This window comes from Paraglaciecola sp. (genome assembly GCF_051252315.1).
In the GTDB taxonomy this organism is placed as follows: domain Bacteria; phylum Pseudomonadota; class Gammaproteobacteria; order Enterobacterales; family Alteromonadaceae; genus Paraglaciecola.
The window spans coordinates 1-26,246 of the sequence record NZ_JBPOFP010000017.1 but is presented as its reverse complement, the minus strand read 5'-3'; the positions used below and the strand labels follow the sequence as shown (position 1 = coordinate 26,246).

20 protein-coding genes are annotated in these 26,246 nt (G+C 40.1%); 8 read left to right on the top strand and 12 right to left on the bottom strand.

What is annotated here, in order from left to right; translation table 11 throughout:
* Positions 1-54: 54 nt before the first annotated feature.
* The 4 genes from ACSHXM_RS05215 to ACSHXM_RS05200 form a co-directional block, all read right to left on the bottom strand.
* Positions 55-804 (bottom strand): SIMPL domain-containing protein, encoded by a 750-nt coding sequence (locus ACSHXM_RS05215; protein WP_435687678.1) that lies wholly within the window; start codon positions 802-804, stop codon positions 55-57.
* A gap of 116 nt (positions 805-920) precedes the next feature.
* Positions 921-1,688 (bottom strand): hypothetical protein, encoded by a 768-nt coding sequence (locus ACSHXM_RS05210; RefSeq protein WP_435687677.1) that lies wholly within the window; start codon positions 1,686-1,688, stop codon positions 921-923.
* A 107-nt stretch (positions 1,689-1,795) separates the two neighbouring features.
* On the bottom strand, positions 1,796-2,221 hold the full coding sequence (locus tag ACSHXM_RS05205) for a DUF4844 domain-containing protein (protein ID WP_435687676.1): 426 nt from the start codon (positions 2,219-2,221) through the stop codon (positions 1,796-1,798).
* 102 nt (positions 2,222-2,323) lie between these two features.
* Entirely contained in the window at positions 2,324-2,977 is a 654-nt protein-coding gene (locus ACSHXM_RS05200; protein WP_435687675.1) for a hypothetical protein, read from the bottom strand.
* A 1,514-nt stretch (positions 2,978-4,491) separates the two neighbouring features.
* Here ACSHXM_RS05200 and ACSHXM_RS05195 point away from each other — a divergent pair.
* The 5 genes from ACSHXM_RS05195 (at position 4,492) to ACSHXM_RS05175 (ending at position 14,940) form a co-directional block, all read left to right on the top strand.
* A complete protein-coding gene (locus ACSHXM_RS05195) occupies positions 4,492-7,662 on the top strand; it encodes a family 16 glycosylhydrolase (RefSeq protein WP_435687674.1) in 3,171 nt (1,056 codons plus the stop codon).
* 72 nt (positions 7,663-7,734) lie between these two features.
* Positions 7,735-10,692, top strand: a complete 2,958-nt coding sequence (locus ACSHXM_RS05190; RefSeq protein ID WP_435687673.1) for a TonB-dependent receptor — start codon at positions 7,735-7,737, stop codon at positions 10,690-10,692.
* Positions 10,693-10,815: 123 nt separating this feature from the next.
* The gene (locus ACSHXM_RS05185; protein WP_435687672.1) at positions 10,816-13,341 is read left to right on the top strand and encodes a glycoside hydrolase family 3 N-terminal domain-containing protein; all 2,526 of its coding nucleotides are present in this window, start codon (positions 10,816-10,818) and stop codon (positions 13,339-13,341) included.
* Between the two features lie 234 nt (positions 13,342-13,575).
* Positions 13,576-14,556 (top strand): alpha/beta hydrolase, encoded by a 981-nt coding sequence (locus ACSHXM_RS05180; RefSeq protein WP_435687671.1) that lies wholly within the window; start codon positions 13,576-13,578, stop codon positions 14,554-14,556.
* Between the two features lie 36 nt (positions 14,557-14,592).
* Positions 14,593-14,940 carry a TfoX/Sxy family protein gene (locus tag ACSHXM_RS05175; RefSeq protein ID WP_435687670.1) on the top strand — a complete coding sequence of 116 codons (348 nt, stop codon included), beginning with the start codon at positions 14,593-14,595 and terminating at the stop codon, positions 14,938-14,940.
* A 135-nt stretch (positions 14,941-15,075) separates the two neighbouring features.
* On the opposite strand, the gene ACSHXM_RS05170 is transcribed toward ACSHXM_RS05175, so the two are convergent.
* The 7 genes from ACSHXM_RS05170 to rpsU form a co-directional block, all read right to left on the bottom strand.
* The gene (locus tag ACSHXM_RS05170) at positions 15,076-15,756 is read right to left on the bottom strand and encodes a Fe2+-dependent dioxygenase (protein ID WP_435687669.1); all 681 of its coding nucleotides are present in this window, start codon (positions 15,754-15,756) and stop codon (positions 15,076-15,078) included.
* 21 nt (positions 15,757-15,777) lie between these two features.
* The gene (locus ACSHXM_RS05165; protein WP_435687668.1) at positions 15,778-18,093 is read right to left on the bottom strand and encodes a TonB-dependent receptor; all 2,316 of its coding nucleotides are present in this window, start codon (positions 18,091-18,093) and stop codon (positions 15,778-15,780) included.
* Between the two features lie 102 nt (positions 18,094-18,195).
* Positions 18,196-18,708, bottom strand: a complete 513-nt coding sequence (locus ACSHXM_RS05160) for a hypothetical protein (RefSeq protein WP_435687667.1) — start codon at positions 18,706-18,708, stop codon at positions 18,196-18,198.
* Positions 18,709-18,788: 80 nt separating this feature from the next.
* A complete protein-coding gene (gene rpoD, locus ACSHXM_RS05155; RefSeq protein ID WP_435687666.1) occupies positions 18,789-20,621 on the bottom strand; it encodes an RNA polymerase sigma factor RpoD in 1,833 nt (610 codons plus the stop codon).
* Between the two features lie 178 nt (positions 20,622-20,799).
* Positions 20,800-22,566 carry a DNA primase gene (gene dnaG / locus ACSHXM_RS05150; RefSeq protein ID WP_435687665.1) on the bottom strand — a complete coding sequence of 589 codons (1,767 nt, stop codon included), beginning with the start codon at positions 22,564-22,566 and terminating at the stop codon, positions 20,800-20,802.
* 162 nt (positions 22,567-22,728) lie between these two features.
* Positions 22,729-23,175: a GatB/YqeY domain-containing protein gene (locus ACSHXM_RS05145; RefSeq protein ID WP_435687664.1), complete on the bottom strand. Its 447-nt coding sequence runs from the start codon at positions 23,173-23,175 to the stop codon at positions 22,729-22,731.
* A gap of 99 nt (positions 23,176-23,274) precedes the next feature.
* The gene (rpsU, locus tag ACSHXM_RS05140) at positions 23,275-23,490 is read right to left on the bottom strand and encodes a 30S ribosomal protein S21 (protein ID WP_006991319.1); all 216 of its coding nucleotides are present in this window, start codon (positions 23,488-23,490) and stop codon (positions 23,275-23,277) included.
* A gap of 205 nt (positions 23,491-23,695) precedes the next feature.
* Between rpsU and tsaD the strand changes: the two genes are divergently transcribed.
* Complete coding sequence (tsaD, locus tag ACSHXM_RS05135; protein ID WP_435687663.1) at positions 23,696-24,709, top strand: tRNA (adenosine(37)-N6)-threonylcarbamoyltransferase complex transferase subunit TsaD; 1,014 nt, start codon at positions 23,696-23,698, stop codon at positions 24,707-24,709.
* Here tsaD and plsY read toward each other — a convergent pair.
* Positions 24,706-25,296 (bottom strand): glycerol-3-phosphate 1-O-acyltransferase PlsY, encoded by a 591-nt coding sequence (plsY, locus tag ACSHXM_RS05130; RefSeq protein ID WP_435687707.1) that lies wholly within the window; start codon positions 25,294-25,296, stop codon positions 24,706-24,708. The genes tsaD and plsY overlap by 4 nt on opposite strands.
* Before the next feature lie 370 nt (positions 25,297-25,666).
* Here plsY and folB point away from each other — a divergent pair, with 370 nt between their 5' ends.
* Both folB and ACSHXM_RS05120 read left to right on the top strand, forming a co-directional pair.
* Positions 25,667-26,026: a dihydroneopterin aldolase gene (gene folB, locus ACSHXM_RS05125; RefSeq protein ID WP_435687662.1), complete on the top strand. Its 360-nt coding sequence runs from the start codon at positions 25,667-25,669 to the stop codon at positions 26,024-26,026.
* Positions 26,023-26,246 (top strand): 2-amino-4-hydroxy-6-hydroxymethyldihydropteridine diphosphokinase (locus ACSHXM_RS05120; RefSeq protein WP_435687661.1); only part of this gene is annotated, 224 nt, incomplete at its 3' end. The genes folB and ACSHXM_RS05120, both read left to right, overlap by 4 nt.

Sequence of the window (26,246 nt, the reverse complement as noted above, 5' to 3'; positions counted from 1 at the left end):
AGGCACGAAAAACAGCCAACTGTAAATTTTCCGTTTAAATGCCTTGTTATGTAATTATTCCACTTTAAAACTAACTGAAACTTTTGCTTTATAAATAACTTTTTCAAAAGATGGTTTAATGCTTGGCTTACTAACAGACGAGTAGCTTTTTTTAGCCATACTTCCCCTGAATCCCATGACCTCAATAACTTCAATATCATTCTGAGGGTTAGAATTATTATCTCTAAAACTGACTGTATGTAGTTTTATTCCTAGTTTTTTCGAATAAAAATCTTTTTCTTTTAGTACATTGTCTAAAGCTTTATTTTTAACTTTATCAATATATTCTTCTTTTTGAGAATGCTCGTATTCTGTTTTAAGTAAAGTGACTTCTTTATTGTTATCTACTACTTTAGCAATACTTTCTAATCCTCCTTCATTTGTTATGCGGATAGAAATAACATTGCTTACCTTGTAGCTATCGGGCTTATCTCCAAACCAACCATAATCTGGAGATGTAGAAAATTTCGAATTATTAATGTTTTTTAATAAAATTCCTGATTCGGTTAATACTGATGATATTTCAGCTCTTAACTCTGAGTTTTTCTTTAAAGCTAAAGACAGTTTATCTTCTTCTGTTGTTACAACCACACTAACAACAGCGACGTCTTTAAATACAGTTTCTTCAGCTTCTCTTGTAATGGTTATTATATTTTCAGAGGGATGAAGAAATTTTTGTAATTCTTCAGGACTTCCTTTTAATTCTGTTGCCGAGAAACAATTAAAAGACAGAACAGTAATCAGTAATATTATTAATTTATTCAAATTCAACTCCATTGTGCATGAATTACATAACGCTTTTTATAAATGGCGCGCGTTTTTTGCGCGTCCAGTGAAGGCCGTTTTTTGGCCGTAACGAAATTTAATAAACTTGTTAGCTTTTACTTTTTAAGTAATTCCAATTTCCCATTTTTGGCTTTATATAATCCACTTTTAGTACTGATATAAAACTCACCATGCAATTTACCCAAATATGCGTGAATTTCTAAGGGTGTATCCGTTAAAATATGTGTCGCAAATGGTACTGAGCCTTCAGGATTATTTAAAACAAGACATGAGTTTGATAAGCGTTCTTTACTTATTAGCGAAGAATTAATCTTTGAATATGTAAACCTATAATGACCGCCAACAACAATCTTATTATTTTCTGTTGTTGAAGCTAAAGCATAAACAATATATTCATCAGAATTTTCGATAACAATAGTATTGTAGTTACGACTACACGGAGCTTTAATCGACTGTAAAGACATCTCTCTTATTGTAAATTTATCTGATAGTTCTTTTGATATAAGTGATGATTCAACCAATTCAGGTGTTTCACCATCTTTAAACTGAACCTCAAAAATAATTTTATATTCTGGTGAAGTGCCACCAATAAAGTACGTAGTTGGCGTATCATTATTAATTTCAGTGATCCAACCAGAAACACCGCTTTGAGCTTTTAAAAGATTTTTTTGTAAAAGTAAATCTGTTGCATTCGCAGCATAAATGTCTTTAGCATAAATTTCAGCTCCACGCTTTTCAGCTAGATCAACTGAAATTGATTTAACGGGTGATAAATTTGTTTCGACAGCTCTATGAGCTGGTTTGTTCTTTGTTGTATTACACGCTGATAATACGAGTACTGACAGTATTGCTAATGTTCTCAATTGAGTGATACTCCATGTAAAAGCTAACGCTTTTTATAAATGGCGCGCGTTTTTTTGCGCGTCCAGTGAAGGCCGTCTTTTGGCCGTAACGAAATTTAATAAACTTGTTAGTGTGAACTTGGATCGAAACCATAACGCCACTCATTTAACCTACCATCTGAGGATTCTATTTTATAGATATCCATAATTTCTTCCATATATGATAAACCACGATCCATTTCTTCAGAGTCCATTTTAGCGAGTTGCTTTGCCGCGACTTTTAAGATTGACCAAAACTCTTTTTCAGAAAATTTATCCGATGGCGACTCTATGAGTTTAACCAACGCTGAATTTATTATATTTTCAGCTGCAATTCGTGTTAGCTCGTCAGGTGTTCCAGGGTATAATAAGGCCATATCTTCAATGAATTTTTTCTGCGATTTAAGTCCTTGAAGAGCCTCTTTGACTTCACTTCCATTTGATAGCATTTTACTTTCCATTTCATTGCAGCCTTGAATTATGAATAAGGCTAATAGGATTATCACAAGTTTCATATGTTCACACTAACGCCCGCATAACGGGCTAAAAAGGCTTGGCTATAATTGGTCAGGCACGAACCAAGCCAAGCTTTTTTAGTCCATGCGTTGATGCGTTTGTTATGTGAATTTATACGCCTTGCCTTTGATGCTGCATGATAAAGAACCTGTAATAATTCTTTTTAAATTTGTTGGGCCATATTTACAAACAGAATTTTTGTCTATCTTCTCAAAACGATAAGAAAATACTTTTTTGTCCTTGTCATACTTTGAGACGAAAACATATTTAAATTGAGAGTCTAAAGTTTGATTGATAGTTAGTACTTTCTCGACTGGAAACTCCATAAACTCTTGATAAAGCATTCTGATAACAAGATTGTTTTCACCTTTCAGAAGTAAAACTGACATTGCAGCACCTTGCATAGATTTTCTTTGCCACGCTTCTTGACCATTAATATTTAGAAGTACGGCGCTATTTAAACTGTCATCATTCATCCATACTTCCACAGAATTTGGCTCATTTGAGAATGCTTTTGGTGAGTTGTATTCAGCTACTGTCGTTTGGCAGCCAACGAGCAAAAACAAAATTGCAAAGATACTGAAAAATTTCAAAGATGCTTCCTTATTCACATAACGCCGCGGTAATTTGCAGCTTTGTAGTTGGTTGTGTTGTGGCAGCGTAGCGACCGCCACATAAACAAGCGACGGAAAAACTGTCAATTTGACCGCCTTGTTAAATGCCGCACTACCAGAGTAACAATGAAAGGCAGCCATGAAATAACCGATATCGCTAGCCCATGCAGCATATAGTTAGTTTTATTTAGATAAGACCAACCTAGCTCAGTACCCCAAGGGTATTTATTAAGCTCGCTTTCTGATGCGAAAACACCTACATATAAGCCATCCAATCCCATGAGAGCAGAAATTAGCAAGCCTACCAACCCCATAATTATGAGCGCCATATTCTTTTTTTGATCGATATTTATCGATTGAGAATACAAGGAAAGCTGTCAGCAAGGCTAACTGAGCTAACATATCGATAAATACAATATCATATGCCGCCTCCCCATCCAGAACTACGACAGAAGATATAAAATTGATTGGGCCGAAAATTCCCTGATACATCCATAACCGCCACCAGCAAACTGAGCCTGCCGCTGCAATCAATAAAACAATTGATATAGTCCTGATACTCTTGTTCATTCTCGGTAGCTCGACTGGCATTTAACAATTTAATAGTGCGCGAACCGCGCATATTTCTATTTACAAATCGCGCACTTTCCTAATTTCACTATTTTTAACAAATTTCATAACATATTGCTACTTAGAGAAAAACTTAACCTCTCTGATACTTCAGACTCCACAAAAGTGCGCGATTCGCGCATTTTCCTGAATATGGGGGAAACTGCACTACACTGTATAAATAAACAGCTGAGAATAGATATGTAAAATGAAAACTTACAGCATTCAATCGATAGGATCAGTGACGTTGATTTATCAAAAGTTGAATGTCAGGTATTGGCACACTCCGGCAAGTCAATTTTTGCTCATTAAACTTGCTCTAAAAACGCAGTGCCTTGTGTGCGAAGCACTTGTTGTGGCCTAGCTATGCTTTAGGATTCCCGCGAATCCAAATTGCCCAACTAACAATTGTCTTGTCGAATGGCCGAACAAGGACGTTCGAGCAAGGCAATCTTTTATAGCATGGAGCGGCTTATTATAAAATACATCCATGTATTTCACCCTTCGGGCCATCCTTCGGATGTTCAAATTAGTTCCATACGAATTTGTGCCGATTAGACTTTGAAGGCAATTGTTTGGTGGACCAGAAATTTGTTTGGAGCAGAAGACGTTTTGTTTACTTTTGAGTCTTTTTAAAAGTAACTGGTAAAGCAGGGATGCTTCATCAAAAACGCAAGGGATTGCGGTAAGCGAAGCGCATGCTTTTATTCACGAAGTGAATGTTTGGTGTGCAAAACACATTCTTTTTTAACAAAAAACGCGTTAACGCGTTTTTATCTCCTTTCATCGATGAACACCCCGACAACCCGCCAATGTCGCATTTACATTTCTTAACATCTCATTTCAATTGTTAACGTTTTGTTGTTATTTCATTATCAATTTTAATTAGTTTACTAATTGTCACCTCGAGCACTTTTGGTGTTCCAAGCCTAAAAATATAATAAATAAGGCTCATGAGGTGGAGAGTAGCTCAATACTCGGACAACAAATTGTTGTCAGTACTCGAGATTGAACTTGTTGCTTAGCCTAAATTTGAGAAATACATAATGAAAAAAGCAGCTCGACACATTACACACTTAGTCGCTGGCTTTTCTGCACTCACATTGTTTGGATGTGGTGGTGGAGCCGAAACCAAAACTAACCCAACGGTAATTGACCCGGTTGCACCGGTATCTGACTGGAATCTTGTCTGGAGTGATGAATTTGATTCCAGCTCAATTGACAATCAAAAGTGGACCCATGAAGTCAACTGCCAAGGTGGCGGCAACAACGAGAAACAGTGTTATACCGATAGTGCTGAAAACTCCTATATACAAGATGGCGTTTTACAAATAGTGGCTATGCCAGCTGAAGAAGGCGCTGAAAAGCCTTACACCTCGGCCAGGATGATTACTCAATACAAAGCTGATTTTAAATACGGTCGAATGGAAATAAAAGCGAAACTACCAAGTGGACAAGGTAGTTGGCCAGCTTTTTGGATGATGCCAACAGATAGTGTTTACGGTGGCTGGCCAAGATCAGGCGAAATTGACATATTAGAAGCAGTAAACTTAAAAACAGTTAATGACGAAGGTGCCGTAAAAAGTAATATTCATGGCACTTTACACTACGGAAAACAATGGCCAGATAATGTAAATTCGGGTCAAGCTTATACTTTCCCAGATGGTTTAAATCCTGCGGATGACTTTCATACTTATGCTATTGAGTGGCAAGAAGGCGAAATTCGTTGGTATGTAAATGATTATTTGTACGCTACCCAGCGCAAATCGGAAGTTCGTTACAACAGTAAAGAACAAGCGGTAGGTTTAGCCCACAGAGGTTGGTTTGCTGAGTATTATGATTTAATTACGGGAGAGCTTACAACGCATTGGGGCAACGCACCTTATGATCAAAAGTTTTTTCTTATTTTAAACTTCGCAGTTGGCGGCGATTGGCCTGAAAATGTAGATAACCTAGGGATAGATACCACTGCATTTGAAAACGGAAATAAGTTTGAAGTGGATTACGTACGAGTTTATGAGTGTGCTCAAAACCCTGATACCGGACGTGGCTGTGAAACCGTTAGAGGCGGATACGACAGTTTAGATGATGCGTTAGTTGAAGGTAAGGCTCCTATTCCTTCACCTCCATCTACAGGCATAGCTCAAGACTTAACTATTTTTTCAGGTGGACTAAATCCAAATTGGCCAGCCTGGGATTGCTGTGGTGGTTCTATTCCTACTCTTGTGGATGATGCTGACAAAGGCAGTGTAATGGAGTTTTATGTAGGCGCATCTCCAACTGTTAATGGTTTTATTACTCGTTCTGAATTTATTGATGATGAAGCAGGTTCTCCTACTCCTTTTGATGCATCACCTCTTATTGACTCTGGCAGCATTAGTTTCGATCTTAAAGTCGTATCTTTGCCTGCTGATGCGAGTGCGAGTTGGACAATTAAAGTAGAAAGTTTGGAAGCAACGACTGAAGCCGCTTTAGATTTAACGGCTAATAGTCAAGGCCTAGAAATTGTAGAAGGTGAGTGGCAAACATTGAGTTTTCCATTAAAAGCTTTTGCTGATATTGGCTTAGATTTGTCTGCAATTGATGTTGTGATGGTTTTCCCTTCTTGGGGATCAGGTGAAGGTGCCGTTTATCAGATGACAAACCTAACTATTGCTGGTTCAGGTGCTGCACAAGCCCCATCTGTTGTTTTGTTTGAAGACAGTGAAAATAGCAGTTGGCCAATGTGGGATTGTTGTGGTGGTTCCACACCTATGGTAGTTGACGATGAGGATCCTGCACATGGCGCTGTAGCTGAATTCGCAGTAGGAGATAGCCCAACTGTTATGGGGTTTATTTCTAAAGCGGGTAACACTGAAACTCCTGCTCCATTTGATGCAACAGGTATTTTAGCAAATGGCATAGTGCAGTTTGATATGAAAGTCGTTTCTATGCCAAGTGATAGTAGCGCAGCTTGGTTATTTAAAATTGAAGGTGATGACGCCGCTACAGCCGTTGAGCTAGCCTTGTCAGCCAGTGTCGAAGGTGTCGGGCCGGTGGAAGGTCAATGGCAAACCTACACCTATAACCTATCTGATTTAGCCGATGCTGGCTTAGACGCAAGTGCCATTGATGTTGTGATGATTTTCCCTGCTTGGGGCGCCGGTTCCGGTGCTGTTTACCGTGTTGATAACGCTAAAATTTATGATCCTAATGCATCAACTGGTTTCAACGGACATGTGTTGTTTGCTGACCAAGCTTTAGATCAGTGGAGTATTTGGGATTGCTGTGGTGGTTCTACCCCAACGGTGGAAAACGACGACGCAGCACATGGCTTAACAGCTGAGTTTGTCATTGGTGAATCACCGACGGTTATGGGCGTATTAGCAGATGATAACGTGTATTTAGACGCATCGAATCTATTAGCCAATGGTGTTGTTCAGTTTGATATGAAGGTCGTTGACGCCCCGAACGACAGCAGTGCTCCTTGGTTATTTAAAATTGAAGGTGGCGATGCTTCCTCAGCGGTTGAGCTTGACTTATCAGCTAGTGACGAAGGCCAAACTCCAACTGTTGGCGAATGGCAAACCTATACCTATTCATTACAAAGTTTATTTGACGCGGGCTTAGATATTAGCCAGATCGACGTAGTTATGGTGTTCCCTGCTTGGGGAGCCGGTGAAGGTGCTGTATATCGATTAGATAACATAATGATTTATGATCCTAGCAGTGTGCCTACTGCTGTTGGTTTAACAATGTTTGATGATAGTCAACATGCTGATTGGTCTATTTGGGATTGTTGCGGAGGCTCTACACCTTCGGAGCAAGCTGAAGATGGCAGAGGCCAAGTAGCAGAGTTTGTGATTGGTGCCTCTCCAACTGTAATGGGCTTCTTGGCGGCTGATAATGTGTATTACGACGCCAGTGCATTATTACAAGGTGGCGCTGTTCGCTTTGATTTAAAAGTGGTTGAAGCACCTAATGACAGCAGTGCACCTTGGTTATTTAAAATTGAATCAGGTGACGCTGACACGGCTGTTGAACTTAACCTTGCTGAAAGTCAGGAGGGTGTTGCGCCTACAGTCGGTGAGTGGCAAACCTATACCTTTATGTTGAGCGACCTATTTGCCGCCGGTTTGGATATCAGTGCCATTGACGTGGTGATGGTTTTTCCAGCTTGGGGTTCCGGCGAAGGGGCGGTTTATCGCATCGATAATGCAGCGATAACCATGCCTTAGGTTGGATAAAAAATAAGTTACCCGCTGCAGGGCAGCGGGATATTAGCAACTCATTTTATAAAGTAGGTCATCATGAAACAGTTTAATTTTACGAAAACACAGATCGCATTATGCATCTCTACTGTGCTTACCGCTGGCGTAAGTACCCACATTCAAGCACAAGAAGCAGAACCTAGCCAAGAGGCACAAACAGAGCAGATTGAAGTACGTGGTATTCGAGGTAGTTTATTGCGCTCAATGAACTTGAAGCGAAGTGCATCTGGCGTGGTAGATATTATATCTGCCGAAGACATGGGTAAGTTCCCAGATACCAACCTTGCTGAGTCATTGCAGCGTATTACAGGTGTTTCTGTAAGCCGCTCAAACGGTGAAGGTAGCCAAATAACCGTTCGTGGTTTTGGTCCTGAGTTTAACCTTATTACCTTAAATGGCCGTCAAATGCCGGGAACAGGTAACACTCGTTCTTATAGTTTAGAGAATTTATCTTCTGAAGGTGTGAGTGCTTTAGAAGTGCAAAAAACGGCACAAGCAGAAACGCCTAGTGGTGGATTAGGGGCAACAGTGAATGTTGTTACTACCAAACCATTAGCCAGCCCAGGTGAAAAATATTCTGTTTCCGCTAAAGGTATAATGGATACCTCAAATGAAGCAGGTGAAGATATCACTCCTGAGTTATCAGCGGTATACAGTAATACTTTTGCCGACGAAACCTTTGGTGTGGCTTTTTCCTTTAATCACCACAGAAGAGACTTTCAACAACAATCAGCTGGAATTCAGGGTTGGCAAGCCAATGTGTCTTTGCCTGATCTAGATGCAGAAAATGTGATTGATGCACGTCCGTTGGATGCAGAAGGAAACCCGTCAGGAAATTATTTCTTCCCTAGAAATATGGGGTACACCAGCCAAGATACACAACGTGAACGTACCAATGGTCATCTTGCGTTACAGTACGCGCCAATAGACGATTTAATCATCACCCTAGATTACACTATGACCAATGCCATTACGGGTACCAACTCAATAGGCTGGGGGATGTGGAACGACTATGGCGGCAACATTAATGCTTATGAATTAGATGAAAACGGAACAGTAATTTTTGCCGATATAAGTGGTAATGATGGTTCATATACAGCCACTCGTGTGACGACTGAAGTGAAAGAAAAGTCCGTGGGTCTCAATTTTGATTGGCAGGCAACAGATAATCTTAAATTGACCTTAGACTACCATGACTCAAGTAGTGAAAATGACAATGGTGCTGATGAAGGTTTAGGCAGTCAAGGCTCTTTGGTTTTAGGTTCAGATCAGTTAACGACTAAAACCTATGACTACAGAGAGGGCGACGTTCCTAGTGCTGAAATTTATTGGAATAATGGCACCACCGAATTAGCGCCTGGCGAAATAGATACTCATTTTAGTCAGTTTATTCATTCTCCTGGTAAGTCTGAGATTGAACAGCTTCAGCTAGATGGCCGTTGGGATAACACTTTTGATATTCCTTTAGTCGACGTGAAGTTTGGTATTGCGCGCACAGAACAAACCATGGGTGGGTCTAATGCTTGGAGTGGTTTAATTGGTGGATTCTTATTCAACCCTTCATGGCCCGAGATGTTGCCTGACGGCATGTTTACCCGCAATAGTACTGATAATTTCTTAGACGCTATTGATGGTGGTGGGGCTGATTTAACGCCTAATTATTATTACACCTTTGATTTTGATGAGGTTGTGGCCCGTTCCGAAGCTTTTTTAACCAATGATGTTTTGGGCGGTGATGATTATTTTGCCACGACGGCTTATCACCCAATGGGAACCTACTCCGAAAGTTCGGTGACGGAAGAAACCAGCAGTATTTACATTCAGTCTTTGTGGGAGTTTGATTTAGCCAATCTACCTATGCAGTTAAATGTTGGGGTGAGATATGAAGAAACCGAAGTGAGTAGTAGTGTATTGCAACAAGTCCCTACAGCCGTTTGGTGGAAAGGTGGCAGCGAATGGCATACTCAATACTTAGACGGTGATAGCAACTTTCTACAACTTGAAGGGGAGCACGATGTTTTGCTGCCTATGTTTGATTTGAAAGTTGATTTAACTGACGACTTAGTTGGTCGAGTATCTTGGGGCAAAACCATTGCACGCGCGCCACTAGGCAACTTAGCTGGTGGTAGACAATTATCGGGTAGTCCTAAGATAGGTTCAAGAAATGGTAGTGAAGGTAATACTAACCTACAACCTTTTGAATCAACCAACTTTGACCTAAGCCTTGAGTATTACTATGACGAAGGTAGTTATGCGGCGGTAGGTTATTTTAGGAAAGAAGTAGAAAACTTTATTGGTAGTCAAATTGTGTCGACGACCATTGAAGGGTTTAACGATATTTATCAAGGACCTAGATGGCAGCAGGCTGAAGCAGATTTAATTGCTGATGGCGTACAAGCCACTAATGATGCCATTTTTGCACAGATTCAAGCCAACGGAAGTAGCTTAAATGCGCAAGGTTACATTGAGCCAGAAGCGGGTGATCCTTTAATCACTTGGGATATTAGCCGTCCATATAATAGCCCAGAAACTAAAACGGTTGATGGTATTGAAGTTGCGGTACAGCACCTCATTGGAGACTCTGGATTTGGAGTAGGCGTTAACGCTACTTTTGTGGAAGGAGATGTTGAATTTGATGTAGACAGTTTAACTCAACAAACACCTTTAACTGGTTTGAGTGATTCTGCTAACTTCCAGGGTTTTTATGAGAAAGATGGTATATCGGTCAAGTTAACCTACGCATGGCGTGATGAGTACTTGATTGGTGTAGGCCAATCTCAAGGTTCATCAGATAACCCGCCTCAGTTTGCGAAGGCATTTGGTCAATGGGATGTCAGTGTTAATTATGACGTTGATGAAAACTTTACCATTTTCTTTGATGGAATTAATTTAAACAATGAAACTGAACAAGGATTTGGTCGCTATAAAGAGCAATTCTTATTTGCTCGCCAATATGGTCCAAGATACATATTAGGTGCGAGATATAGTTTTAAGTAGGGTAATTGGGATCCACTAAGCGTGTGTAGTGGATCCTTTTTTTGAATGTACCGAATGGGTATAGGGTAGAGCCTAAACAACAAGCTTTAACCCCTTACACATTTTCATCAATGGGTGCTAACAATGTTAAGATTAGCTAATACTAAAGTAATTATCGGTGGTTTAAGCTTACTAATGGTTGCATGTAACAGTGACAATATTAATCCAGATTTAACAGATTCAGATGTAAAAGCTAAAAGTGAAATTTGGCCTAAAATCGAGTCGGAAGTCGTTGCCGATCCCGCAATTGAGCTAAGAATAGATGCTCTGCTTGGCACTATGACACTTAAGCAAAAAATTGCTCAAATGATCCAACCGGAAATTCGGGATATCACAGTCGAAGACATGCGAGAGTATGGATTTGGTTCATATCTTAATGGAGGCGGTTCGTTTCCTAATGGTAATAAACAATCAACTCCTCAAGATTGGATAACCTTAGCAGAAAATATGTACCAAGCTTCAATCGATGATTCTATTGACGGCATTCGAATTCCAACTATGTGGGGAACCGACGCTGTTCACGGACATAACAATGTTATCGGTGCAACCTTGTTTCCTCATAATATTGGTTTAGGGGCGGCTAATAACCCAGATTTAATCGAAAAAATTGCCGCTGTAACGGCCACTGAAGTGATGGTTACCGGAATAGATTGGGTATTTGCACCCACTGTTGCTGTAGTGAGAGACGATAGGTGGGGGAGAACCTACGAAGGTTACTCAGAAGATCCTGAAATTGTGCGTACATATGCTGCATCTATCGTAAAAGGGTTACAAGGCGCTGCTGGCGAAGACTTCCTTGCTGATAATCGGGTAATCAGTACTGTTAAACACTTCTTGGGAGACGGCGGAACAGTAGATGGCAGCGATCAAGGTGACAACATTGCTTCTGAACAAGCCTTATACGATATTCACGCCCAGGGGTATGTTGGCGGATTAACAGCGGGTGCACAATCCGTGATGGCTTCGTTTAATAGTTGGCATGGTGAAAAGCTACACGGCAACAAATACTTATTAACAGACGTATTAAAAAACAAAATGGGCTTTGATGGATTTGTTGTTGGCGATTGGAATGGACATGGACAAGTTAAGGGCTGTACAAATGAGAGTTGTCCTCAGGCGATTAATGCGGGCTTAGATATATTTATGGTGCCAACTGATGCTTGGAAACCTCTTTTTCATAACACGCTTGCTCAAGTTAAAGCGGGTGAAATCAGTCAAGAGCGTATTGATGACGCGGTTCGTCGAATTTTACGGGTAAAAATACGTGCGGGTTTATTTGAAAAACCGAGCCCTGCAGAACGTATGTTTTCTGGAAAGACGGAGTTGATTGGTCAACAAAGTCATAGAGATGTAGCTAAACAAGCCGTTAGAGAGTCTTTGGTTCTACTCAAAAATAACGGAAATATTTTACCTTTATCACCTAAGCAACATGTATTAGTTGCCGGAGACGCTGCGGATAATATTGGTAAACAATCTGGTGGATGGAGTGTCACTTGGCAAGGTACGGGTAACGTGAATGCCGATTTCCCTGGTGGTAGCTCTATTTACGCGGGTATTGCTAAACAAGTTCAAAATGCTGGTGGCAAGGTTACCTTAAGTGAGACCGGTGAATTTCAAGATAAACCTGATGTGGCAATCGTTATATTTGGCGAAGAGCCTTACGCTGAAGGTCAAGGAGATGTTGACCACTTAGCCTATCAATCTGACACTAAGGCTGATTTAGCTTTACTGAACAAACTAAAATCTCAAGGTATACCGACAGTCGCAGTGTTTATTTCTGGTCGGCCTATGTGGGTTAATGCAGAATTAAATGCAAGTGATGCCTTTGTTGCTGCTTGGTTGCCGGGATCTGAAGGTTCAGCCGTAGCGGATGTTCTAATGGCTGACAATCAACAAAATGTGCAACAAGACTTTATAGGCAAACTGTCATTTTCATGGCCTAGTGCGCCAGATCAGATGCCTAATCGATTTGATTCACAATACGATCCACTATTTGCTTATGGATATGGTTTACGTTACACCGACAAGGTCGAGGTATCTAATAGTCTGCCAACAGAAGCTAAGGTAGCCAGTCACGCTGCAGGTTTACCTGTGTTTAACGGAAAGCTAAATAATAAATGGTCGATGACATTATATTCCGCACAGCAGGAAATTGATGTCGCCTCGAATACCTTGGCTTTACCACATGTTGCCTATCGTACTGTAGACAAAACTATTCAAGAAGATGCGTTCAAATTAGATTTTCTGGGAACGGGTGAAGGTGGTGTAAAGTTTGTGCTGCAAAACAGTAGCCTTTCTCAAACATTAACCAAAGCAACTGCGCTGATTTTAAACGTTAAAACATCGCAGCCTAAATCGGCTTCAATACAGGTAAAAATGGATTGTTCTTTATTGCCAAAAGATACTAGTACTTGTGCTAATCAATTTGATTTAAGTAAACAAATTGCCAATCTACCTGCTGATGTTTATACGGATATCACTATTGATATGAAGTCGTTGGTCAAACAAGGCCTAACACTCAATGATATTGTGGACACCTTGTATATTTATTCAAGCCAGAAGAACTCCCTATTTATCAGTGATATAAGGTTTGAAACTCCGACAGAATAAAGATGTATTATCTCTGACCTTAACTTTGGAATAATAAAACTTGGTTTAAGATAAGCTCACTAGATGAGTTTGTCTTAAATCTAGTTTTGCGCCGGAGACTAACTTCAGGAAACTAACCTTTTAGCGTCGACTATTTCGAATTCGGCTTATTACCTTTGCTTAAATTAAACCATTGATTGTGTGGCTATGTAAACGTAATGTAACCCACCTAAAACGTTTACATTTTGGTTAGCTATGAAAGTATTAAGAACGAAAAGATTGTTTATTGGTTTACTCTTGTGCGTGGCTTTTAATTTAACGGCATTTAATTTAATAGCAAAAACGTCAGAGGTGCGTACTGGTTTAACTATGGTGCCAGAGCAGCTTGAACAAAAAGGTGTGCCTAAAGGAAAGTTAACTGGGCCGTTTGAGTTTCATAGTCAGATTATAAAAAATACCGTTCGAAGATATTGGATCTATGTGCCAGCACAATATGAAAAAAGCAAAGCAGCAAGTGTTTTGGTGTTTCAAGATGGGCAACGCGCCACAAATCCAAAGGGTTCTCTGCGCATAACCAATGTGTTGGATAACTTAATAGCCAGTGGTGATATACCAACTACTATCGGTATTTTCATTACTCCTGGCAATAAGTCTAAACATTACCCAGATAATTTAGGCATGAGCAATCCAAACCATAGAGCCCCTGAATATGATGCTATGGACGACAGGTATGCCAGATTTGTGATTGAAGAAATGTTACCTCATGTGGGCAAACAATATAATCTGACGGATGATCCTGAACAAAGAGCCATAGGTGGCACCAGTAGTGGTGCAATCGCCGCTTTCACTGTTGCTTGGCATAAACCTGATTATTTCCGTAAGGTCTACAGTGCAATTGGTAGTTATGTGTCTATTGGTTTTAAGCCTGAGTCCCAACCAGTCCGTTTGGGGGGGCAAGACTACCCTGCATTGATCCGTAGAGAGCCTATCCGCCCTATCAAAATGTTTATGCAAGATGGCATCAATGATTTAGACAATGAATGGGGAAATTGGTTTTTAGCGAACAAACAAATGTTGTCGGCTCTCAACTATGCTAATCGTACAGCAGACAAAAATGCTGTGCAGGGACCAAGATATCAGGTTACCCATGTTTGGACAGACGGAGTACACAACGACAAACATGCTGGGGTTTTATTGCCCGAAGGATTGCGTTGGTTGTGGAATGATCATAAATAACCTGAACACGGGTTAACTTAAAGGATTTAATTGTATATGGCGTATGATCAGGGTTTAGCTCATAGGCTTACCGAACATTTCGAAAGTTATACAGATGTTGAAACTAAAAAAATGTTTGGTGGGTTGTGCTTTATGGTGTGCGAACACATGTGTGTAGGCATAGTTGGCGATACCTTGATGGCCCGCGTTGGGCCAGATAATTACCTAACCTGTTTAAATGAACCCCATGCCAGAGAAATGGATTTTACCGGTAAGGCCATGAAAGGTATGGTGTACGTTACACCTGAGGGAATAGATAGCGATACTGAACTGGCTCGTTGGGTGGGGATTTGTGAATCCTTTGTAAGGTCACTGCCACCTAAAAAGCCTAAAAAGAAAAAGTGATTAAAGTATTTCTAGCCTTGTTTGGTATAGGTTTAGAATACTAAACCATCTGTTATCAATTAACTGAGATACGATAAAGTTTCGAGTCATACGTCAGGTTTACGCATATAAAATCTGTACGCGCCGAGCTTGGAGTTAAATAACTGCGAACTGTCTAACCAAGTTATGATAAACGTTATGCAGTTTATCCAGCTCCTCTCGACGACTGGATTCATTTTTAATCAAGGTTTGAATACTTTGGTCTAGCTGGTACAGGTTTGCTCTTAAATTACTGTCAGCGACCATGCTTTGCATCCAAGTGATTGCCGCTAAGCGTGTGCCTTTAGTGACCGCTGTCACTTTGTGTAAACTGCTTGATGGATATACCACGGCATAACCAGCTGGCAGTTTAACAACTTGTTCGCCAAACTCTGTGGCAATGACAAGTTCGCCTCCTTCGTATTCTTCAGGTTCACTCAAAAACACCGTCATCGATACGTCACTGCGGATCACATCTGAACTATCTGGTAGGCGCATTATGGCTGAGTCAACGTGATAGCCATATTCTTCCGATTCTTGATAACGGTTAAAACAAGGTGGGAATATTTTGTGGGGGAGGGCAGCAGATACAATTTTAGGAGTATTACCAACGCTAGCCAATAGCTGGTTAGCTAATTGGCGTACCTTGGGATCATTAGCGTCAGCTTGATTGTTATTTTTGACGCTAGCCGCCATGCCCATAGCCGTTTTGTCGCCATTTTCCCAAGGAAGGGATTGTAACGCGCCACGGTATTGAGCTACTTCTTCTGCGGTTAATAATTTTTCAATAACAATCATGCTGAAGCCCCTAATTAGTTTTTAAAACTGATAATTTACTGTCAGACGAGTATTTCTGGCATCACCTAAATACATAAATGATCCTGAGCGATAGGCCGCAGTCCAGTACTCTTTGTCTAGTGCATTACCCACATTAAGACGTAAGTTTAAGTCTTCTGTGAGTGTGTAACTTGCAAATAAATTAACAACTTGATAGCTAGGTACAACAATACTGTATCGAGCATTTTCTGAATCATAACCAGCTGCCGTGTCGGGTTGACCCCCATACATTTCACTTTGATAAGAGTAATCACCACCTAGGACAAATTTGTCGCTAAGTTGATATCTTAACTGTAAATATGCGCTCTTGTCTGCGAAATTACTTAGGGTTAAACCAATACTCTCTTCATTAAATGAGTTAATTATTTCGGCATTCATTGATGCGGCAGAAAACTGAATACTTAACTCATCAGTAATATTTCCGGTGAAGCCAAGTTCAATTCCTTTAACTCTATTTTCACCTGTATTTAGCGTACCTAGGTTCGAATAGCTATCACCAACACTTTCCATTACATCACTTTTTGTGATTTGGAAAATTGAACCGGAGAACAATAATTTTCCATCAAATAACATCCATTTTGTGCCTAATTCGATGTTCTCGACTTTTTCAGGATCTGATTGCAAAACTTGCTCAGGCGTGCCACATAATCCTCCATAACCACAACTAGCACCTAGGTCAGATTCACCGCCATTGATGTTAGTCGCTGTGCTGTAATTGACATAAACATTCGTGTCTTGGTTAAAGTCGTAAACTAAACCAATATGGCCGTTGTACATTTGATCTGAGTAGTCATATAAAAACTCGCCACTACGGCCAATTGTGTCATTGCTCAAATCAAAGCTGTCTCGTCTTAGGCCAAAAAATAATTCTAAGTGCTTGGAAAGTGCAACAGTGTCCATTGCATAAATTGAGCTGGTTTTAATATCGTATGCGGCGTCAGTAATGCCTCGTTGATAACTACGACCCATTAATTGGCTGATATTATCAACTTGTATGCCATTACCATCTAATAGACAGTAGGATTCTGTGACGCCTCTACGGCCACTTGTTAAACAGTTTGATGGATTATTATTGGTAATATCAAATACGCCGTTATCAACTGACTCATCACTAAATTCCGCACCAAATACCCATTTATGTTTAAAGCCAAACCCTTCAGTATTCCAAAAAAGGTTGAATTGGGTACTAAGGTAATCAACGTCCTGCCAACCTTGGTGTGTACTGATAGAAAGTGTGGCTGCACTAGGTGCGACAGGGTCTGTTGCATCACGATTACCCCCTCGCATTCCAGTGGTGATGTAGGCATTTTCGGTTTTACCCACTCTGGTTGCGTTGTAAAAAGTAAAATCTTCGTTAATTTCGTACTTAGTTCTGAAGGTAAGTGTAGTGACTTCAGAATCTAACATGTCGGATTCTTGCGCATATACAGGAATATTTTTCAGTGGAGCACGTGTAGTTTGATCAAAGTAACTACCTAAATCAGGTACATCTTTAGCATCTAAATAATATAGATCAGCGATAAAAGATAGGCTGTCTTGTGGTAAATAAACGGCTGAAACTTGCAGCCCGTCACGTTCTCGAGAGATACCTTCTCTACCTGGTTTGTCTTGCTCAGCCGTTAAGGCATTAAGACGAATTGCTGCATCGTCAGACAAAGATAAGTTGTAATCTACACTTAATCGAGTGTGCTCATCAGAACCTACGCTAGCATCTACACGACCAAAGTTATATTCAGTTGACGCTGTCTTGGTTACGCTGTTAACGGCACCACCTGAAGAGCCTCGACCAGCGAAGGTTGAACTAGGGCCTTTGGTTATTTCAACTCGTTCAGTGGCAAAACTTTCACGAGTTGTCATACCTGGATCTCGTAATCCATCAACAAAAACGTCACTACGTGCTTCGTGACCGCGAATAATATATCTATCACCAAAAGCATTACCGTTCTCACCTGTACCTAAGGTTACGCCTGCTTGAGCGGCTAGTATGTCTTTAAGGTCTGTTTTGCCTGATTCTTGAATTTGGTCTTGCGTTAATACAGTGATAACTTGTGGAGTGTCTACTAAATCAGCGACTCGTCTTAGATCGCCTGACTTCTCAAACAAATAAACAGAATCTTGTACGCCATGTATACGTATTCTTTCGATGGCTTGATCGGTTTGATTCGCTTCACATTCTACTGTGTTGTCTTCTTCGCATTTAGGTGCTTTTTCTTGGGCTGCAACTTGTCCTGAGTTGAAAATTAATGCAGCAGCTACTGCCTGTGCGCCCAAAGCTATTGTGTTATTTGTATTTTTCATAGAAGTGTATGTGTCCAAAATTTCTCGTTCACTTAAAAGGAACAAGGATGATAAACACTTCTTAAAATAATGCAAATGATAATTACTATCATTTGCATTTGGTTATTTGGGTTGTAATCGTGTAAAAGCGTCTCTTATTTTGACTAGGTCAAAAGCTGCAGACCAGTCTTGGGGGCGAGTTTCGTATGGATTAACTAATTGGATCTTGTTAATTTTATGCTTTGACCAAGCGGGCACAGGTAACTGTACTTCCGTTTCCCCCAAGGGATTATTGGCGGTACAGGCAAAATAGTGAGTGTTGTTCTGGCTAACAAAAAGTAATTCTCTTATTTCTACATTGAGTCCGGTTGAGTTCCAGGCCGCTTGGTGTGCTGAACATTGAGCACTTTGGTCTTTATTTTGTTTTTCTATCGGTACACTCCATGTTTTTTCTTTCAGAGTTTCTATAGCCAGTAACTTGCCATTCAATTTTATCAAACAGGCTGCCGGAGCAGGAGGGAGTGTTTTTTGTTGTGCTTGTATCCTACACATAGGATCGGCAGGAATGTCTTTGCTACATGCGGTAAATAGGGAAAATACGGCCAAGATTAATGCAATTGTAAATTGTATATTCATCTTTTCTTCAATAGAGATTAGTTTATACCAATAAAAAAGCCCCACTAACGAGTGGGGCTTCTGTCATTTCTGCTATTTTGTTACTCGTCTAAGAAGCTCTTAAGTTGTTCTGAGCGACTTGGATGACGAAGTTTACGCAAAGCTTTTGCTTCGATTTGACGAATACGCTCACGTGTTACATCAAACTGTTTACCCACCTCTTCAAGTGTGTGGTCAGTATTCATGTCGATACCAAAACGCATTCTTAATACTTTTGCTTCACGAGCTGTTAAACCTGCAAGTACTTCTTGTGTAGCATCTTTCAAACTTCCGCCAGTGGCAGAGTCTAAAGGTTGTACTATAGTACTGTCTTCAATAAAGTCGCCTAAGTGTGAATCTTCATCATCACCTATTGGTGTTTCCATTGAAATTGGCTCTTTAGCAATCTTCAATACCTTACGAATTTTATCTTCAGGCATTAACATGCGTTCTGATAACTCTTCAGGTGAAGGTTCGCGACCCATTTCTTGTAACATTTGGCGGCTGATACGATTAAGCTTGTTAATCGTTTCAATCATGTGCACAGGTATACGGATAGTACGTGCTTGGTCGGCAATTGAACGTGTAATCGCCTGACGTATCCACCATGTTGCATAAGTAGAGAATTTATAACCACGGCGGTATTCGAATTTATCAACCGCTTTCATTAGACCGATATTACCTTCTTGAATTAGATCTAAGAATTGTAATCCTCGGTTGGTATATTTTTTCGCAATGGAGATAACCAAACGTAAGTTGGCTTCTACCATTTCTTTTTTCGCTCGTCTGGCTTTGGCTTCACCAATAGACATGCGACGGTTAATGTCTTTAATATCAGCAATGATTAAACCAGTTTCTTCTTCAACTGTATTCATTTTGCTGATTGCACGCTCAAGCTCTTCTTGATGTACGCGCATTTCTTCTGCGTAAGGCAGCGTAGAATTTAGGATTTCAAACAACCAGTCGGTCGATGTTTCGTTACCTGAAAATGCCTTAATAAAGTTTTTCTTCGGCATTTTAGCTGTTGTTACGCAGTGTTTCATTACGATACGCTCTTGCACACGGATACGATCCATCATGCTACGCATATTTTTAACCATGCGATCAAACTGCTTAGGGGTTAATCTAAATTCTTTAAACACTTCACTTAAGTCGTGAATTACGGCTCTAGAGTCAGGGTGTGAACGACCTTTAGCTGCTATAACGTCACGAACAATTTCATATTGTTTACGTAATGCTTCAAACTTTTCACGAGCAAGTTCTGGATCTGGCCCAGTGTCTTCTTCTTCCTCATCTTCGTCGTCATCATTGTCGCCGTCTTCGTCTTCTAGTTCTTCTTCAGATAATTCAGAACCAACGTGAGTAGCAGTAGGTGCAACGTCTTGTTCATTTGGATCGACAAAACCAATGATAATATCGCTAAGGCGAATTTCTTCGGCTTCGAATAAATCCCATTGATCTAACAAATGAGTAATGGCTTCTGGGTATTCTGCAACTGAACATTGAACTTGGTTGATACCTTCTTCAATACGTTTAGCGATAACAATTTCGCCTTCACGGGTCAGAAGTTCTACTGTCCCCATTTCACGCATATACATACGCACTGGATCTGTTGTTCGACCTATTTCACTTTCAACGGTTGCAAGTGCTTGAGCCGCAGCTTCAGCTACTTCTTCATCGGTATCACTTTCTTGCATTAAAAGTTCATCAGAATCAGGTGCTGTTTCAGCTACCTTGATTCCCATGTCATTGATCATGCGTATGATGTCTTCGATTTGATCCGAGTCGACAATGTCTTGTGGAAGGTGATCGTTAACTTCCGCAAAAGTCAAATAGCCTTGTTCTTTACCTTTAGCAATGAGGAGTTTTATCTGCGACTGCTTGCTTTGCACCATATAACCTTACACTTATTGAATTGATTAAAAAATTCTGTACAACTCTTCTTAGAGAAAAATTTTACATCGTAATAAATTGTTTGCCGAAAAATAACTTGGTTAGTCTTCTTATAAACACTAAACCTTTAGCGAATTCGCCAGTATAGCAGACTTAACTACCTTACTACCAGATGTTGGGTCATCTTTGTTCTTTTACAAGTAGGTTTAACTCTTGTTTTTCTTGTTCTGTTAAAAAACTGGTTCTTGATTTAGCAAATAATTCGTCCATGCGGCCTTGTAAATGCCAATCGAGTAGTTTTGCAAAGCTGTCTTCAAACACTGCGGCTTGATTTTGTTCAGCATATTCCCACGTTAAAAGCTTGGTTAAGTGACCACTATGCGGGTGGCCTCTAAAGTGTTCAAGTATCTGGCCTGTGTTGGCAGTTGGTTTGTTCCTACACAACTGAAACACCTCGTTTAGCATGTTGACACCTTGAATTGAAGTTCCTGCTAACAAACTTGGATCTGCATTTGGACAAGATGTGGCTATGCTTGGGTCATCGAGTAATAAACGTAACATCATACGGACGGGAGAGATGTTGCTTTTGTTGGGTAAGTTATAATCTAACTTTTTAGGTTCTTTATTTTGATTGGCCTTGATTATATCGTTTTCTAATTTGTGTTTATTATGCTCACCCATATGGGTGCTGAGGTCTGCAATTAAACTTGCACGTATATTATCACCTAGTATTTGTTCTATAAGTGGCAACGCTTCCGTTTTTAAAGCGGCTTTTCCTTCATTGCTGCTGATTTGATGGCGCTGTAATAAGTTATCAAAGAAAAACTTGGATAAAGGTACAGAATCGACATTCAACTTTTGTTCAAAAGCCTCTTTGCCTATTTGACGAACTAAGGTATCAGGATCTTCGCCATCAGGTAAAAACAAAAACTTCATTTGTACGCCGTCTTTCAAGAACGCTAGTGCATTTTCTAATGCTCGCCATGCTGCTTCACGACCTGCACGGTCTCCGTCATAACAACATATGACTTCGCTGGTTGAACGAAATAACATTTGGATATGTTCAGGAGTGGTGGCTGTACCAAGTGAAGCGACAGCATAGTCGATACCAAATTGACCTAATGCCACTACGTCCATGTAGCCTTCTACAATCATCACGCGTTGTAAATTTCTATGTGCTTGCTTGGCTTGGAAGAGTCCGTAAAGTTCGTGGCCTTTATGAAATATTCGAGTTTCTGGGGAGTTTAGATATTTAGGACCCCCATCTTCTAATACTCGGCCACCAAACCCTATCACTCGTCCTCGTTTGTCACGAATAGGGAACATGATGCGATCTCGGAAAAAATCGAATCTTCTTCTTTTATCGTTTTCCGTAATTAACTTTAAATCAAGCAATTGTTGTTGTGTGGCGGGGTCGGTTCCAAAGTTTTTTAAAATTGAATCCCACTCTGGTGGCGAATATCCCATATCAAACGCTTTGACTATCTCGCCACTTAATCCGCGGCCTTTTAAATAATTAACCGCTTTATCTTTTTGTTCGTGAACCTTTAATTGTTGAGAAAAGTATTTGCTCACTTTTTCCATGAGTTCATAGTCATTATTTTTTTGCTGTTTTTGTTCAGCGCTTAAAGCCGGTGCTGAGCCTTTTTCGCGAGGGACTTCAATACTGTGATATTGGGCAAGTTCTTCAATAGCTTCTGGGAATTCTAATCTATCGAATTCCATTAAAAATGAGATTACATTACCGTGAGCGCCACAACCAAAACAGTGGTAAAACTGTTTATCTTGACTAACGGTAAAAGAGGGGCTTTTTTCGTTATGAAAAGGGCAGCATGCTTGGTGATTTCTACCGGCTCTTTTTAGTGATACGCGACCATCAATTACTTCGACAATATCTGTTCGAGCAATTAGGTCATCTATAAAGTCACGAGGAATACGGCCTGACATTCTGAGTGTATGTTCTCTACATTAATTGATTAAGTATGATGCCACACTTTTCTATAAATAGTCATGATATGAACAGTTTAGAAAAGTTAACCTTGATTTTTAAAGGTTAAAAAACAAAAAACCGCAACAAGTGCGGTTTGGTGAATAACTATCAACAGTATATTAGGCGTTTAGTTGTGCTTTTATTTTGCCGCTTAATTGGCCCATATCTGCACGACCTTGAACTTTAGGTTTTAACCAACCCATGACTTTCCCCATGTCTTGCATGCCACTAGCACCCGATTCTTGCATCGCTTGAGCAATTAAAGCTTCAAGTTCTGCATCGGTAAGCGCTTGTGGTAAAAAGTCTTGTAAAATAGTTATTTCAGCAAGTTCTACGTCGACTAAATCTTGGCGATTAGCGGTTTCAAACTGACTAGCAGCGTCTTTTCTCTGTTTTACCATTTTAGTCAGTATCGCAATAACGTCACTGTCTTTAAGCTCGATGCGTTCATCGATCTCACGCTGCTTAACAGCGGCTAAAACCATGCGAATAGTGCCAAGACGAACTTTGTCTTTAGCGCGCATAGCATCTTTTTGTGCATTTTTTAAATCATCTAATACAGACATGGAATGACTCAGTGAAAAAACGGAAAAAGGATATGTGGTAAAACTTCTTTTGGCGCGCTAGTTTCAACTAAATTGAAATACAACGCGCCAAAGGAGAGATTAGTACAATCTGATGCGACGAGCGTTTTCGCGAGATAACTTCTTCAAAAGACGTTTCTTAGCGGCAGCTTTCTTACGCTTACGTTCCCAAGTAGGTTTTTCAAAAAATTCGCGACGACGAACTTCAGAAAGTACACCTGCTTTTTCACATGAACGTTTAAAACGACGCAATGCAACATCAAAAGGTTCGTTCTCTCTAACTTTAACGATTGGCATTAAAATCTCACCTCAAAAATATAATAATTGTTCGAACTAGTACTAAATGTGACCAGCTCGGTTAAAAATGGTGCGGAATTCTAATCATATCCGCAGTAGAAGTAAAGCCTTGATAAGCTAAAAAACGAATATCTTCAAAATAATTGGCGCTTTTTTGCTAGACCAGTAAAATGCCGAGCATCAAAATTAATAAATTAGTAAAAATATGCGTGTTTTGGGTATCGAAACGTCCTGTGATGAAACAGGCGTTGCAATATATGACGAGCAATTAGGGATATTGTCTCATCAACTTTATAGTCAAGTAAAGTTGCACGCCGATTATGGTGGAGTAGTGCCAGAGTTAGCATCTCGAGATCATGTGCGGAAAATAGTGCCTTTAATTAAACAAGCTATGTCAGACGCTAATTGTTCGGTCAAGGATTTAGATGGAATTGCCTTTACAAAAGGTCCTGGATTGGTAGGGGCTTTGCTAGTGGGCTCTTCTGTTGCACGCAGCTTGTCCTACGCTTGGAATTTGCCTGCAGTAGGTGTACATCACATGGAAGGTCATTTATTAGCGCCAATGTTGGATGAGCCCAAACCTGAATTTCCATTCGTGGCCTTGTTGGTGTCTGGTGGACACTCTATGATGGTTGAAGTTAAGGGAATTGGGCAATATACAGTGCTTGGCGAGTCAGTAGATGATGCTGCAGGAGAAGCCTTTGACAAAACGGCTAAACTTTTAGGCTTAGATTATCCCGGTGGCCCATTGTTAGCAAAACTAGCTGAGAAAGGGGAGCCAGGTCACTACAAGTTTCCTCGACCTATGACTACCAAACCTGGCTTAGATTTTAGTTTTAGTGGGTTAAAGACGTTTGCAGCTAATACTATTCGTGAGTCTGATGGTAGTGAACAAACTAAGGCTAATATTGCATTTGCTTTTCAAGAAGCCGTGGTTGATACATTAGCCATTAAATGTAAAAGAGCTTTGAAACAAACCAAGTTAAAAAGGTTAGTTATAGCAGGTGGTGTAAGTGCAAATAAACAGTTGCGTTTGCAGTTGGCCGATATGATGAAGTCCATAAAGGGAGAGGTTTTTTATCCTAGATTAGAATTCTGTACAGATAATGGAGCTATGATAGCCTACGCGGGTTTACAAAGGTTAAAAGCCAACGAAGTAGAGGACTTGTCTACCAAAGCTCAACCTAGATGGTCTTTAGAGGAATTAGCCGCGGTTTAGTTTTTGTCGCGTATTTTTGTTTCTTGGTTGAAAATAAGACGAATGATGTTTTTTCTATGTCTAACAATAATCAAGGTACTTAATATCGCTACTGGGAGCGCGTAGTCGGGTTTTATTATCCAGGTGAATAAAGGTGCAAGCGCAAAGGTGACTAAAGAGGCAAGTGATGAATAACCACTGTAGTAGGACACTAAAAACCAAGTCACTATGAGTAGGGCTGCTAAATCAAGTCCAAGTGGTAAAGTGGCACCAAGGGCTGTAGCTACGGCTTTTCCGCCATTGAAACCAAAAAATAGCGGGTACATATGGCCCAAGCAAGCAAATACAGCCACAAAGGCAAGATGGACTGGTTGTAAACCTAAGTAGTAACTAAACCAAACGGGTATAGTGCCTTTTAGTAAATCAAAAGTGAGTACCAAAAAAGCTGGAATTTTTCCACCAAGCCTAAAAATATTAGTAGCACCGGGGTTTCCAGAACCTTGTTGCCTTGGGTCTCCTAAATTAAATAATCTGCTTACTAATATAGCGCTAGAAATCGAACCTAATAAATAGGCTAGCGAAAACATTAGTATTGTTAATGCTGTCATATTGGGTTTCTCGAATGCCTCTGCATAATTTAACCTGAGCTCGGGATAAGCCGAACCTCTCAATAACGCTCTTTTTGCGCCTAGCGGCGTTGGGTTTTCTAACAATAGCCAGCTATTGCGCACGAAAAGCCGCCTTGCTATACGATAAAAATTTCGTCATCGAGTGAGCTAAAAGTAATCGTAAACAAGTGCTAATTTATAAGTATATGAATTTTATATGAAAACTGAACCTAGGCGACTCTTCTTATCCCAAGTTCAGGTTAATTTAACTTTGATAACTCTTCACATCTTAATTGTTTCGTTAGAATAGAATGAGTTACAATCTGTGCAGAATATAACAATCCTCCACAAATTACTGCGCGGATCTCTTATGCAAAAAATTTATATCGAACAACTCGAAGCTTATTCGCTGATTGGCGTGTACGATTGGGAGAGAGAAAATAAGCAAAGGTTATTGTTCGATATTGAAATTGAAGCTGATCTTAGTATTGCTGCTCAATCTGATAATGTCGAAGATACGCTTAATTATGCACAAATTGCATCAGCCGTCATTCATGCAGCAGAACAATCAAAATTTAAGCTTATAGAATCGCTAGCTAATTACTTAATCGATAGTATTTTAGAGCAATTTCCCTCAATTTCAGTGGTTAAACTAAAATTGAGTAAACCAGATATCTTAGCCAATGCAAAAAATGTTGCAGTGGAATTTTGCAAAGGACAAGTAGGTTGAGCTCATTGACTAACCATCATCAAATATATATCAGTGTTGGCAGTAATATTGATCGGGAAAAACATACAAAATCTGGCCTACAAGGAATGTATCAAGTTTTCGGAGAGTTAGTTTTATCTTCAGTTTATGAAAGTGAATCTGTCGGGTTTGAAGGTGATAACTTTTATAATATGGTAGTAAAGGCTTCCACCTCATTGAGTATCGAAGAAGTATGCAAAAC

Bases quoted from the DNA above. Each gene is read 5' to 3' on its own strand.
- ACSHXM_RS05185 (WP_435687672.1), top strand. From the start codon at position 10,816: ATGTTAAGATTAGCTAATACTAAAGTAATTATCGGTGGTTTAAGCTTA.
- ACSHXM_RS05200 (WP_435687675.1), bottom strand. From the start codon at position 2,977: ATGGCTGCCTTTCATTGTTACTCTGGTAGTGCGGCATTTAACAAGGCG.
- folB (WP_435687662.1), top strand. From the start codon at position 25,667: ATGCAAAAAATTTATATCGAACAACTCGAAGCTTATTCGCTGATTGGC.
- rpsU (WP_006991319.1), bottom strand. From the start codon at position 23,490: ATGCCAATCGTTAAAGTTAGAGAGAACGAACCTTTTGATGTTGCATTG.
- ACSHXM_RS05180 (WP_435687671.1), top strand. From the start codon at position 13,576: ATGAAAGTATTAAGAACGAAAAGATTGTTTATTGGTTTACTCTTGTGC.
- ACSHXM_RS05205 (WP_435687676.1), bottom strand. From the start codon at position 2,221: ATGAAACTTGTGATAATCCTATTAGCCTTATTCATAATTCAAGGCTGC.
- rpoD (WP_435687666.1), bottom strand. From the start codon at position 20,621: ATGGTGCAAAGCAAGCAGTCGCAGATAAAACTCCTCATTGCTAAAGGT.
- dnaG (WP_435687665.1), bottom strand. From the start codon at position 22,566: ATGTCAGGCCGTATTCCTCGTGACTTTATAGATGACCTAATTGCTCGA.
- plsY (WP_435687707.1), bottom strand. From the start codon at position 25,296: ATGACAGCATTAACAATACTAATGTTTTCGCTAGCCTATTTATTAGGT.
- ACSHXM_RS05195 (WP_435687674.1), top strand. From the start codon at position 4,492: ATGAAAAAAGCAGCTCGACACATTACACACTTAGTCGCTGGCTTTTCT.
- ACSHXM_RS05175 (WP_435687670.1), top strand. From the start codon at position 14,593: ATGGCGTATGATCAGGGTTTAGCTCATAGGCTTACCGAACATTTCGAA.
- ACSHXM_RS05145 (WP_435687664.1), bottom strand. From the start codon at position 23,175: ATGTCTGTATTAGATGATTTAAAAAATGCACAAAAAGATGCTATGCGC.
- ACSHXM_RS05165 (WP_435687668.1), bottom strand. From the start codon at position 18,093: ATGAAAAATACAAATAACACAATAGCTTTGGGCGCACAGGCAGTAGCT.
- tsaD (WP_435687663.1), top strand. From the start codon at position 23,696: ATGCGTGTTTTGGGTATCGAAACGTCCTGTGATGAAACAGGCGTTGCA.
- ACSHXM_RS05170 (WP_435687669.1), bottom strand. From the start codon at position 15,756: ATGATTGTTATTGAAAAATTATTAACCGCAGAAGAAGTAGCTCAATAC.
- ACSHXM_RS05190 (WP_435687673.1), top strand. From the start codon at position 7,735: ATGAAACAGTTTAATTTTACGAAAACACAGATCGCATTATGCATCTCT.
- ACSHXM_RS05160 (WP_435687667.1), bottom strand. From the start codon at position 18,708: ATGAATATACAATTTACAATTGCATTAATCTTGGCCGTATTTTCCCTA.